12 protein-coding genes are annotated in these 12,821 nt (G+C 44.3%); 5 read left to right on the forward strand and 7 right to left on the reverse strand.

The features are described 5' to 3' along the window. Positions 1-52 precede the first annotated feature (52 nt). From mutT to carB, 4 genes are all read left to right on the forward strand, one after another. Positions 53-451 carry an 8-oxo-dGTP diphosphatase MutT gene (gene mutT / locus R7Z77_RS04430; protein ID WP_005387387.1) on the forward strand — a complete coding sequence of 133 codons (399 nt, stop codon included), beginning with the start codon at positions 53-55 and terminating at the stop codon, positions 449-451. A gap of 110 nt (positions 452-561) precedes the next feature. Then, positions 562-1,371, forward strand: a complete 810-nt coding sequence (dapB, locus tag R7Z77_RS04435) for a 4-hydroxy-tetrahydrodipicolinate reductase (RefSeq protein WP_053304339.1) — start codon at positions 562-564, stop codon at positions 1,369-1,371. Between the two features lie 481 nt (positions 1,372-1,852). Further along, the gene (gene carA / locus R7Z77_RS04440; RefSeq protein WP_017821483.1) at positions 1,853-2,992 is read left to right on the forward strand and encodes a glutamine-hydrolyzing carbamoyl-phosphate synthase small subunit; all 1,140 of its coding nucleotides are present in this window, start codon (positions 1,853-1,855) and stop codon (positions 2,990-2,992) included. Positions 2,993-3,008: 16 nt separating this feature from the next. Beyond that, on the forward strand, positions 3,009-6,242 hold the full coding sequence (gene carB / locus R7Z77_RS04445; protein ID WP_005381854.1) for a carbamoyl-phosphate synthase large subunit: 3,234 nt from the start codon (positions 3,009-3,011) through the stop codon (positions 6,240-6,242). Positions 6,243-6,317: 75 nt separating this feature from the next. Here the strand turns inward: carB and R7Z77_RS04450 are convergent, their stop codons facing one another. Together R7Z77_RS04450 and R7Z77_RS04455 are read right to left on the reverse strand one after the other, a co-directional pair. Beyond that, entirely contained in the window at positions 6,318-6,737 is a 420-nt protein-coding gene (locus R7Z77_RS04450; protein ID WP_169644219.1) for a hypothetical protein, read from the reverse strand. After that, on the reverse strand, positions 6,727-7,641 hold the full coding sequence (locus R7Z77_RS04455) for a hypothetical protein (protein WP_318136610.1): 915 nt from the start codon (positions 7,639-7,641) through the stop codon (positions 6,727-6,729). The genes R7Z77_RS04450 and R7Z77_RS04455 overlap by 11 nt, the downstream gene beginning before the upstream one ends. Positions 7,642-7,890: 249 nt before the next feature. Between R7Z77_RS04455 and R7Z77_RS04460 the strand changes: the two genes are divergently transcribed. Beyond that, the gene (locus tag R7Z77_RS04460) at positions 7,891-8,670 is read left to right on the forward strand and encodes a TSUP family transporter (protein WP_005381847.1); all 780 of its coding nucleotides are present in this window, start codon (positions 7,891-7,893) and stop codon (positions 8,668-8,670) included. Here the strand turns inward: R7Z77_RS04460 and R7Z77_RS04465 are convergent. The 5 genes from R7Z77_RS04465 to mtnN form a co-directional block, all read right to left on the reverse strand. After that, positions 8,612-9,466 (reverse strand): LysR family transcriptional regulator, encoded by an 855-nt coding sequence (locus R7Z77_RS04465; RefSeq protein WP_017821479.1) that lies wholly within the window; start codon positions 9,464-9,466, stop codon positions 8,612-8,614. The two genes, R7Z77_RS04460 and R7Z77_RS04465, sit on opposite strands and share 59 nt — an antisense overlap. A 128-nt stretch (positions 9,467-9,594) precedes the next feature. Beyond that, positions 9,595-10,215, reverse strand: coding sequence for a TRIC cation channel family protein (locus tag R7Z77_RS04470; protein ID WP_005387377.1), 621 nt, complete (start codon positions 10,213-10,215; stop codon positions 9,595-9,597). Positions 10,216-10,284: 69 nt separating this feature from the next. Further along, a complete protein-coding gene (gene btuF / locus R7Z77_RS04475; protein ID WP_181881276.1) occupies positions 10,285-11,106 on the reverse strand; it encodes a vitamin B12 ABC transporter substrate-binding protein BtuF in 822 nt (273 codons plus the stop codon). Further along, a complete protein-coding gene (locus tag R7Z77_RS04480; protein WP_158159558.1) occupies positions 11,106-12,059 on the reverse strand; it encodes a cobalamin biosynthesis family protein in 954 nt (317 codons plus the stop codon). Before R7Z77_RS04480 ends, btuF begins: the two co-directional genes overlap by 1 nt. Positions 12,060-12,070: 11 nt before the next feature. Beyond that, positions 12,071-12,766, reverse strand: a complete 696-nt coding sequence (gene mtnN, locus R7Z77_RS04485) for a 5'-methylthioadenosine/S-adenosylhomocysteine nucleosidase (RefSeq protein WP_005381837.1) — start codon at positions 12,764-12,766, stop codon at positions 12,071-12,073. Positions 12,767-12,821: the final 55 nt, after the last annotated feature.

Below are 12,821 nucleotides of genomic sequence, written 5' to 3' on the forward strand. Positions count from 1 at the left end.
TTAGAGATGCAAAGACCGTTGAAGTGTAACGGCTTGAGAGTTAGGAAACCCTATGAAAAGAATTCACATAGTCGCGGCTATTATTTTTAACCAAGACAAATCAAAAATTTTTATTACAAAGCGTCCAGACGACAAGCATAAAGGCGGGTTTTGGGAGTTTCCCGGCGGGAAAGTCGAGTCAGGAGAAAGTATTGAACATGCTCTAGCAAGAGAACTTGAAGAAGAAGTAGGAATTGAAGTTACTGAGCAAGCCCTTTTCGAGCATTTGGAATATGACTATCCAGACAAATCACTTAAGTTTGATTTTATTACGGTATCTAAGTTCAGTAATGAGCCTTATGGCCGAGAAGGTCAAGAAGGTCGCTGGGTTGAGATAAGAGAATTGGGTAACTATGCCTTTCCTGAAGCGAACGTGCCTATCTTGGAGCGTGTCGTAAAAGAGTTCGCTTAAGCCTGATGAACTTGCTTGTGGTAACCACGGTATGTTGTTAGTTTAAATAGATTAAGCGAAACGAGAGAACGAGAGCAAACCTCGTTATCCAGAGAAGGAGAGAAAGCGCAATGGTTCGTATTGCAATCGCAGGAGCAGCAGGCCGAATGGGCCGTAATTTGGTTAAAGCTTCACACCTTAATCCAGAGGCGACAGTGAGCGCGGGATCAGAACGACCTGAGTCCTCACTTGTCGGTGTCGATATCGGTGAACTTTGTGGTGAAGGTAAATTCGATGTGTTCTTAACGGATGATCTTGCTAAAGACGTCGATAATTTTGATGTAATCATCGATTTTACTGCCCCAGTAAGTACGTTGGCGAATCTTGAACTGTGTAAGAAGCATGGAAAGAGTATTGTGATTGGGACGACTGGTTTCAGTGATGCAGAGCGTGAACTGATTGACGAAGCCGCTAAGCAAGTGCCTGTTGTCATGGCACCTAACTACTCTGTTGGTGTGAACCTAGTATTTAAGCTTCTTGAGAAAGCAGCCAAAGTGATGGGCGGCTACTGTGATGTTGAGATTGTCGAAGCACATCATCGTCATAAAGTTGATGCTCCTTCTGGTACCGCTATCGGGATGGGCGAAGCCATTGCTGGTGCGATGGGCAACAAGCTGAATGATGTAGCTGTCTATGCGCGAGAAGGTATCACAGGTGAACGTACTAAAGATGAGATCGGCTTTGCTACAATTCGCGCTGGCGATATTGTTGGTGAGCACACAGCCATGTTTGCTGATATCGGGGAACGAGTGGAGATAACGCACAAAGCGACCGATCGTATGACGTTTGCTAATGGCGCCGTCAAGGCCGCTGTTTGGTTGAGTGCCAAACCAGCGGGCTTTTATACCATGACAGATGTTTTGGGATTGAATGAACTCTAAATACATAATTATTCGCCGGCGGTAGCCGGCTTTTTTATATCTATAGAATTAGTTGTAAATGAAATGATTCTAACAGAAAGTATTTTGGTGCTTACTTTTGTTGTTGTTTTGGTTGCTTTGTGGGTGTTTTGGGTTTTGATGCCTAAAAACTAATGTCTTTTTTGCCGGCTGAACGTTTGCGTGAAAAACTCATACTTTTTTGTGATCTCTAAAAAGTTCAAATTTGTAAAATTCATTAAACCTCTATGCCCCTCTATGTAATAGCATGTAAAAGTTATCTTTTTGGGCCTTACTGATTCAAAATGACCTTACTCGCTAGAAATTAATCATTTATTTTTGATTGTAGGTTGACAGGTTTCGAGTCCAACTTTAGAATACCGCCAATTTGTCTGAAATACCTATTTATGTAGATTTTATAGGTAAAGGAAGGCATGTTTGCAGTTTGATTTATTTTTTTTGCATTTTTATTCTGGAGGTTGTCTTGGGTAAATTAGCACTGTTGGTCCTAGAAGATGGGACAGTGTTCCGCGGAGTGTCCATAGGGGCAGATGGTCTTTCCGTTGGTGAAGTCGTTTTTAATACCTCGATGACGGGGTATCAAGAAATCCTCACTGATCCTTCCTATTCTCAGCAAATCGTCACTCTCACTTATCCTCACATTGGCAATACCGGAACCACTTCCGAAGATGAAGAATCCTCTTCCATTCATGCACAAGGCCTTGTGATTCGCGATCTTCCTCTAATCGCTTCTAACTTCCGTAACGAACAATCCCTCTCTGATTATCTTAAGTCTCAAAATATCGTTGGCATCGCTGATATCGATACTCGTAAGCTCACTCGTATCCTGCGTGAAAAAGGTGCTCAAAACGGCTGTATTGTTGCGGGCAACAACCTAGACGAAGCTTTGGCACTAGCGAAAGCAAAAGAATTCCCAGGCTTAAAAGGAATGGACCTTGCGAAAGAAGTTACAACAAAAGAAGCGTATCAATGGAAGCAAGGTTCGTGGACGCTTGAAGGTGGACTTCCAGAGGCGAAAGATGACAGCGAGCTGCCATACCACGTTGTCGCTTACGACTTCGGCGCAAAACGCAACATCTTACGAATGTTGGTTGACCGCGGCTGCCGCTTAACGGTTGTACCTGCAGAAACGTCAGCGGAAGAAGTTCTGGCACTAAATCCAGATGGCGTATTCTTATCGAACGGCCCTGGTGACCCAGAACCATGTACTTACGCGATTGAAGCAACCAAAGTGTTCCTAGAAAAAGGCCTACCAATTTTTGGTATTTGTCTAGGTCACCAAATTCTGGCGCTAGCATCAGGTGCGCAAACGGTGAAAATGAAGTTTGGTCACCACGGTGCAAACCACCCAGTAAAAGATTTAGAGCGTAACGTTGTGATGATCACTTCGCAAAACCACGGCTTTGCGGCCGATGAAGCAACATTACCGGAAAACTTACGTGCTACTCACGTATCGCTATTTGATGGCTCTTTGCAAGGTATCCACCGCACAGACAAGCCAGCATTTAGCTTCCAAGGTCACCCAGAAGCGAGCCCTGGTCCACATGACGCGGCACCGCTATTTGACCACTTTATCGAACTAATCAAAAAACACAGCGCTTAATTCGGAGTAGTAGATAATGCCAAAACGTACTGACATTCAAAGTATTCTAATTCTTGGTGCTGGTCCGATTGTTATCGGTCAGGCATGTGAGTTTGACTACTCTGGCGCACAAGCGTGTAAAGCTCTTCGCGAAGAAGGCTACCGAGTTATCCTGGTTAACTCTAACCCAGCAACGATTATGACTGACCCAGAGATGGCAGATGCGACTTACATCGAGCCGATTCAGTGGGAAGTGGTACGCAAGATCATCGAGAAAGAACGTCCTGATGCAGTTCTGCCAACTATGGGTGGTCAGACAGCACTTAACTGTGCATTAGATTTAGAGAAGCACGGCGTTCTCGCAGAGTTTGGCGTAGAGATGATTGGTGCAACGGCTGATGCAATCGACAAAGCGGAAGACCGTTCTCGTTTTGATAAAGCGATGAAGTCTATCGGCCTTGAGTGTCCTCGCGCAGATACAGCGAAGAGCATGGAAGAAGCTTACAAAGTTTTAGATATGGTTGGCTTCCCTTGTATCATTCGTCCATCGTTCACCATGGGTGGCACTGGTGGTGGTATCGCGTACAACAAAGAAGAGTTCGAAGAAATCTGTCGTCGCGGTCTGGACTTATCTCCGACCAACGAACTTCTTATCGATGAGTCACTAATCGGTTGGAAAGAGTACGAAATGGAAGTCGTTCGTGACAAAGCGGACAACTGTATCATCGTATGTTCAATCGAGAACTTTGACCCAATGGGTATCCATACGGGCGACTCAATCACGGTTGCTCCAGCACAAACACTGACTGACAAAGAATACCAGCTTATGCGTAATGCATCGCTAGCCGTTCTACGTGAGATTGGTGTTGAAACAGGTGGTTCAAACGTACAGTTTGGTATCAACCCGAAAGATGGTCGTATGGTCATCATCGAGATGAACCCACGTGTATCTCGCTCTTCTGCGCTAGCATCAAAAGCAACAGGCTTCCCAATCGCGAAAATTGCCGCGAAACTGGCTGTTGGCTTTACGCTAGACGAACTACAAAACGACATCACAGGTGGTGCAACACCTGCGTCATTTGAACCAACTATCGACTACGTCGTAACTAAGATCCCTCGCTTTAACTTCGAGAAATTTGCTGGTGCAAACGATCGTCTGACAACTCAGATGAAATCGGTTGGTGAGGTAATGGCGATTGGTCGTAACCAACAAGAATCTCTTCACAAAGCACTGCGTGGCCTAGAAGTTGGCGCAACTGGTTTTGATGAGATGGTCGATCTGGAAGCGCCAGATGCACTGACTAAGATTCGTCACGAACTTAAAGAAGCAGGTGCAGAGCGTATCTGGTACATCGCCGATGCATTCCGAGCGGGTATGTCAGTCGACGGTGTGTTCAACTTGACTCAAATCGACCGCTGGTTCCTGGTTCAAATCGAAGAAATTGTAAAACTCGAAGAACAAGTCAAGGCGGGCGGCTACGCAGGTTTGACCAAAGAAGTGCTTCGTCAGATGAAACGCAAAGGCTTCTCTGATGCTCGCTTGTCTAAATTGCTTGGTGTCGCTGAAAGTGAAATTCGCCGTGCTCGTGAGCAGTTTGATATTCATCCGGTTTACAAACGTGTGGATACATGTGCAGCAGAGTTTTCTTCTGACACGGCTTACATGTACTCATCTTACGATGAAGAATGTGAAGCAAACCCAACAGACAAAGATAAGATCATGGTTCTTGGTGGCGGTCCAAACCGTATCGGCCAAGGTATCGAATTCGATTACTGTTGTGTTCATGCATCACTTGCGCTGCGTGAAGACGGTTACGAAACCATTATGGTTAACTGTAACCCAGAAACGGTATCTACTGACTACGATACGTCTGATCGTCTGTACTTCGAGCCAGTAACTCTGGAAGATGTACTGTCTATCGCTCGCGTTGAAAAACCAAAAGGTGTGATTGTTCAGTACGGTGGTCAAACGCCACTTAAACTGGCTCGTGCTCTAGAAGCGGCTGGTGTGCCAATCATTGGTACTAGCCCAGATGCTATCGACCGTGCGGAAGACCGTGAACGCTTCCAAGCCGCTGTTGACCGTTTAGGTCTACTTCAGCCAGAAAACGCGACAGTAACAACGATGGAGCAAGCGGTTGAGAAATCGAAAGAAATTGGCTTCCCATTAGTTGTTCGTCCATCTTATGTACTCGGTGGTCGTGCGATGGAAATCGTGTACGACGAGCAAGACCTGCGTCGCTACTTCAACGAAGCAGTAAGCGTATCGAACGAGTCTCCAGTTCTGCTAGACCGTTTCTTGGATGATGCAACCGAAGTTGATATTGATGCTATCTGTGACGGTGAACGCGTCGTTATCGGCGGTATCATGGAGCACATCGAACAAGCGGGTGTTCACTCTGGTGACTCTGCATGTTCACTGCCTGCATACACGCTAAGTCAGGAAATTCAAGACAAGATGCGTGAGCAAGTTGAGAAGTTAGCATTCGAACTCGGTGTACGCGGTTTGATGAACACGCAGTTTGCTGTGAAAGATAACGACGTTTATCTAATTGAAGTGAACCCTCGTGCTGCTCGTACGGTACCATTCGTATCGAAAGCGACAGGCGCTCCTCTAGCGAAAATCGCTGCACGTGTAATGGCGGGTCAATCTCTAGAGTCACAAGGCTTTACTAAAGAGATTATCCCTCCTTACTACTCAGTGAAAGAAGTGGTTCTGCCGTTCAACAAATTCCCTGGTGTTGACCCTCTATTGGGCCCTGAAATGCGCTCAACAGGTGAAGTAATGGGTGTGGGTGCAACGTTCGCAGAAGCTTACGCGAAAGCAGAGCTAGGTTGTGGTGCGGTTTATCCTGAAGGTGGTCGTGCGCTACTGTCTGTACGTGAAGGTGATAAAGAGCGTGTTGTTGACCTAGCTTCTAAGTTAGTGAAACTGGGTTACCAGTTGGATGCGACACACGGTACTGCTGTAATTCTGGGCGAAGCGGGTATTAACCCACGTTTGGTAAACAAAGTACACGAAGGTCGTCCACACATTCTTGACCGCATCAAGAACAACGAATACACCTACATCGTAAACACGGCTGCTGGTCGTCAAGCGATTGAAGATTCGAAAGTTCTACGCCGTGGTGCACTGGCAGAAAAAGTGAACTACACAACGACACTGAATGCAGCGTTCGCTACATGTATGTCTCATACTGCAGACGCAAAAGCGTCAGTAACTTCGGTTCAAGAGTTGCACGCTAAAGTGAAAGCGAGTCTAGACGCGTAACAGATAAAAATCAGTAAGCTCATTAATCAGGGCTTACATGACAACCTCATTGCCCGCTCATTTGAGCGGGCTTTTTTATATCGAGGTTTTTCTAAAATGAAGAGCATTAAAGTGTGCTAGGAACGATTGGTATGCTTCGCTTTTGAAGATCATTAAGCTAATGATGGCAAGCAATGTACCCAAAGAGGAAGAAATAGTACTACCACTTGCTGCAACAAAATTAATGCTGCAAGTGAGAATGATAAAAGAGATAGTAAGTAAGTTTATTTTTGCAGCAATACTTAATCCTTTGCTTATTGTCAGAATGTTTGGAATGCATACAACAACAACCGTAATAGCTCCCAATGTAAGAAGGTAAGTATCTAGAGCAATGTGTTGAGTGAAAGAAAACCAGTCATTCCAAATGCTCAAGCTAATAGCCAGACCAATAGTCAATGCCAAGTATAAACATATACTTAGTGAGATGTTTGCTATGCTAATTGATTTAGTATTCAACTTTCAATTCCTCATAGATTCCAATTGCAAGATTTCTTAACTCTCCCGAATAACCGCTTCCTACTATGCTAATTGAGCCTCCAATTGCATCTAGAAGCTGATGAGAAATGGATGCGGATATTGTTGCTTGTGAATACCTCTTAGGAATTTCTCCTGACAACATTAGCTGTTTACGAGCTTTATTCGAAATGCTCGGAAGGTTTTTACGGATGATTTCTTTAGTTAATCTTGTTCTTTCTTGTCTGTTTAAGCCTTTTAGAATCTCGGGAACGCCTTTCTTAGTGGTTTGCTTAAGAGATTGAACCATTTTTATCGTTTGATATCCACTAGCGCCCGCTCCAGCTAAGGAGATGTAATCTAAAGCTTTAGTTGTATTTTGATACCACTTATTACTGTCTATATCCGATAATTTGTCTGGTGATTTAGATACTATACGGGTTCTTGCTACTCCAATAGCACATTGAGCTGTGGCAGCAACAGTAGCGGCGTGTGAGATATAGGACATAGTTACGCCCACAGGACCACTTACTGGTATTGTTAGCCCCGAACCAACTACCCCAATCCAGCCAATCGCTGCACCAATACAGCTAATGCTCGCTGATAGAAGCTCTTGATTGAATCTTGATTTTGACTCTTCCTGTTTTATTTTTTTTGCAAATTCTTGAGATGATTGTAATTTTATCGGTTCTCGTAGAATGATAAAGGTAGGATTGATATGGCATGTGGATTTAAAGTCTCTTAAGCGTACAACGGTGAATTTGTTATCAATATAAATTACACCCGCACCGCTAGTCTCTGGTTTAGAGTCAATAACGCTGAATAGCTGATTAACATTCACTATCTGTTCGATTTTTAAGCGTAATTGCTGCTCTTTTATTGATGGTCGAGTTAGTAAGGCTTCCATTATTTTCGTTTTTTATCAGATTAAATATTTCCTATTAAGACAGCATTTTCTTTTTCTATCAAAATATTAAGAGGCTCTTGAGGTGAGGCTCTATATTTGGATGTAATTGATATTTTTAATGTATCATTCTCTAGATTTATTGACTGATGAAAATTAGGAATAGATTGGTGTCTTGACTTTCCATTGGTAGTTTTGTGAATAAGTGCTACCGTTTCTTCCTCTTTGATACCTCTTCAAAAAGGAAGTGTAGTGGAAATCACGGTTGAGATTTTGTTGGCCTTATTTTTGGTTGCGACTGCCGCAGGCTTTATTGATGCGATGGCTGGTGGGGGGGGGCTCATTACGCTCCCTGCGCTTTTGGCTGCGGGGTTGAGTCCGACTCAAGCTCTAGCAACCAATAAGTTACAAAGTTCGTTTGGCAGTTTCTCTGCTAGCTGGTATTTCGTGCGTAACGGTATTGTCAGCTTAAAGGAAATGCGTTTTGCGATACTCTGCACTTTTATAGGCGCTGCAATCGGTGCCGAGGCTGTGCAGTTTATTGATGCTAGCGTACTCACCAGTTTGATCCCTGTTCTTTTGATAGCCATTTCCCTCTATTTTTTACTCGCGCCAAGTACGCGAAAAATCGATGGAGAACCAAAGTTATCTGAAGCGATGTTTGCGCTATGCATTGGTGGCGGAATCGGTTTCTATGATGGCTTTTTTGGCCCTGGGACTGGATCTATTTTTACTGTTTGTTTTGTTGCACTAGGTCACTTTTCTTTGGTCGAAGCCACTGCTAGAACCAAAATTCTCAATTTCACGTCAAACATTGCGGCACTACTCTTTTTTATCTTCGCTGGGTTGCCCGTGTGGAAGCTTGGCTTAACCATGGCTGTTGGCGGTTTTCTTGGTGCTCAGTTAGGAGCGAAGGTCGTGGTAAGTAAAGGACAAAAATGGATTCGTCCTCTAGTTATAGTGATGTCGATGCTTATGGCAACGAAACTTCTTTGGCAACAACATCAGCAATGGATTCTGTCAGTGCTTTAACTCGTTCGCTACGATATGTGCTGTGACGTAAGCAGATATGTATTGGTCGAACTAACTGATCTAGCTCTTCAAAGTCATAGCAGAACTTAGATGTGATATTAAGTGTCGTTAGGATAGATTTAGGGATTAAAGCGGGAGCCATACCTCCCAAAGCCAGTTGTGCTGCCGCAGTATACGAATCCATTTCCATCAAAGGTTCGATTCCGTGTTTGGATAAAATAGCTTGTTGATATGTGTTGGCAGGGTTAGTTAGGTCATTGGTCAAAATAGCTTTAGGTAGTTGTGAAAGTGAATGTCGACTGACAATTGAGAAAGGTTCATCGGCGAGGTGAAGGCTCATTAATCCATGATGAGGTGGTAGATAGCCAGCGCAAAATCCCAATGTTGCTTTGCCTGATTTCACATTCTCAATAATGCGTGGCGTATGATTGGTCGATATTCGTATGTACTGATCATGGGCAAAGTGTTCTGCCATGATCATGCTGAGGTATCCAGCGACTAAGGTTTCAGAGCAGTCTATCTTGATCAAAGAAGTATCTTCTATTTGTTGTTGATCATAGATCTGACCTCTTAACTCATTGAACGTTGGCTCGATCGTGTTGATGAGGGCAAGGCCATCGGAGGTCAGCTTTATGTGCCGACCATTTGGCTCTATTAATTTTTTTCCTAACTTCTTCTCTAGATTTGAAATACGTTTACTCACGGCAGATTGACTAATATAGAGTTGACTGCCCGTGCGGCTCATGGTTTTTTCTTTACTGAGGACAAGTAACGTTTCAATACCTTCAAGCAACATAATGATTAATGAAAGTTAGGAATGGTTGAGATAATTTAGCGAATTGCCCAAGAATTGGCGAATCAAATGAGCATAAATGAGAGGAGCCGACACTTGGTCGACTCCATGGTGAGTGATGTTGTTTGTGTTTAACGGTTAATGGCGAAAGTTGGCAGGGATAGATGCCAACGAATCGCACCGAGACGTATAATGAGCGTTGAGATTACACCAGCGAGTAAAGCCGTTGAGTGGTCATAACCCATGTTTACCGCCATCGTATGGAAGATGCCGCCAATAATACATGCCGTAGCATAGACTTCGCTTCTTAATACCATAGGAACTTCGCGAGCCAGCACGTCTCGTATAATGCCACCGCCACAGCCAGTAATAACCCCCATTATCACCGCGACCATCCCAGAAGCATTGTAGGCGAGTGCCTTTTCTACTCCTATTCCCACAAATACAGCGAGACCGATGGCATCACAAACGGGTAATACCCACCATGAGAGTCGCTTGGGTCTTCGAATAACAAGCATGGTTAGTAGACACGTAACAAATATCACCCATAAGTAAGTCGTATCTGTTATCCAAAATACGGGAGTGGCACCAAGCGCCATGTCTCGGATTGTTCCGCCACCTATAGCAGTCACACTGCCGAGTACGATAACGCCGAATGGATCCATTTTTAAACGGCCAGCCAGTAATACGCCAGAGATAGCGAAAACAGCGGTACCGAACAAATCGATCATATAAAGCAGCATGGAGTCCATGTTACTTAGTACCTTTAAATAGTGTGAGAAAAAATGGGCGGAAATTGTACGGTATTTGCCACGAAATCGTTAGCGTTTTTGACGAACGCTTTTAAAGTGCTCACACACTTCCTTGATCGCGTTCAATGTGCGTGGTGTCGGACGGTTAATCCAATCAGAGTTTAGGGACCAGATGTGTTTGTTTTTAAGAGCAAGAAGCTCATTACTCCACTCAGCCCACATACCATCGTTACTCATTGCGTGACGAGAAGTAAAAATAACCTCTGGCTGGCGAGTAATGACTTGCTCGATGCTAACTTGAGGATAAGGCGCGCTAGATGTGGCGAAAATGTTCTCACCACCGCAAAAAGTAAAGACTTCACTTGGCCAGTTCTTTCCGGCGACAGTGATGATAGGCTTTTCACTCAACTGATAAAAGTAACGAACTTTCTCGTTCGTGTTGTACTGTTCTTTTAGTGTACTCAGTTGCGTTCTAAAATCTTCAGCGGCCTTTTTTCCTACTTGTGGAGTTTCGCTGTATTGGCTGAGTTGCTCAATATTGTTGGCGATATCTTCTAATGAACCTGTAGTGGAGTAATAGATAGGAATACCGAACTGTTTAATTTTCTCCAACTCTTTAGCGGGGTTTCCGGCTGGCCAAGCAATCACTAAGTCCGGCTGAAGAGCAATAATGCGCTCTAATTTAATTCCTTGATAATTTGAGACTCTTTCTAGCTGCTTTGCCTGTTCTGGATAATCGCTCATTTCGCTGACAGCAACAAGCTGGTCTCCTAGCCCTGCTGCAAAGGCAATTTCGGTGGCATGTGGAGCTAAACTTATAATGCGTTGAGCGGGTTGAGCGAAGGTCGCTGTCGAAACAAACAGCGTTAATGCGAAGCATAATTTATTCATCATAATCCTTGATAAATTATTCCTAAAAGCAAACTTTGGATTGCGATCCAAGCCAGGACGCGCCAAACGAGCAGCGTATGTATTTGTGAAAGGTGAATAGCCGATGGCGCAATGCGCCCACCGATTTTTGCGCGCTCTGCACGCACACCTTGATAGATAGCAGGGCCGCATAAAGACAGTTGTAGTTTGTGTCCGATAGTACATAACACCCAGCTAGGTCCTGGTAAGGGCCAAGACTTCGCTTGCTGTTGTATTCCAGAGAGCACATTACTTGTATTCTTTCCGGCAGCTAAAAGTATGGCAAAGAGACGAAGTGGAATAATATCCAGAGTAGCAACCAGTTGAATCACAGGTTTACCAAACGGCAAATATTGGCGTCGGCTAGGGGACCACACTCGCGCTAATTCTGTTGTGAGTCGATACATTAACGCACCAATGCCACCTGTTAGTGCGTACCAAAATAGCACACCGATCACGTTGCGGCTGTATCCCATAATCAGGGTTTCTGAGCCAGCTTTACCTATGCCAACGATCGAGAGGCTACCAGTATCGCGATTAAGGTATGGTCTCAGTAATGCTCGACACTGAGCTTTGTCTTCCGAAGACATACTAGTTACGAGCTGTTTCGTTAACGTTTCGCTGTTGCGCCAGTCTAGCGCAAGGATCAATAGAACCAGTTCATATAAAGGGATTTGCCAAACAAATGGCTTTACTGCAATCAGTAATATCAAACAAGGAAACAGCATCAAGCCTAGTGCAAGACTGCCTGAGATTACACTCTGTGAGTAATTGTGATTATTGTTCACTTTGTTGGCTAGCTGTTCTGCTAGCTTTCGCCATAAAGTGATGGGGTGCGCTGAATGGGGGATTGGCACTAGAAGGTGCAAGGGCAGTGCGCCCCACATTATAAGGAGCGCACCGTTGGCATAAAATGACTGAAAAACTTCTTCCATGAATGAGTCGTTTACTTAATGAGTTCCAGCATTTTGAATACCATTTCGGAAGAGCTTTTTGCTGCTAGAGGTAGAAACTCATCAAAGCTCATTGGTGATTCTTTATCAGCGACATCAGAGATTGCACGCACAACAACAAACGGTGTGTTGAATTGGTGACAAGTTTGAGCGATAGCAGATGCTTCCATTTCTACAGCGATAACAGACGGAAAGTGTTTACGAATAAACTCTTGACGCTCAGCAGTACAAACAAACGCATCGCCAGTACAAATTAGGCCGCGAACCGCATGAGTGTTTTCCATTTGTGCTAGGGCTTTTTCTGCTAAGTCCATTAGCTTGTCATCCGCTTTGAATGCAGCTGGTTGACCGGCCATTTGGCCAATTTCATAACCAAAAGCGGTTACGTCTGCATCGTGATGACGAACTTCTGTAGAGATAACTACATCGCCAAGGTTTAAGCTTGAATCGAAACCGCCAGCAGAGCCTGTGTTAATCACAACGTCTGGTTGGTATTCATCAAGAAGGATTGTCGTGCCCACTGCCGCTGCAACTTTACCGATGCCCGATTGTAGTACGACGACTTCAACATCGTTAATTTGACCAGAGAAAAACGTACAACCTGCTTTATTTACAGTTTTGCAGTTTGTAATTGCTTGCTTCAGGATGGTCACTTCTTGTTCCATCGCACCGATGATACCAACTTTCATAACACTCTCTTTGGGTAAATATTTTAGTTGGCCGAGAGTATAGCACTCCCCGTTG

This window comes from Vibrio sp. 1401 (assembly GCF_033340295.1).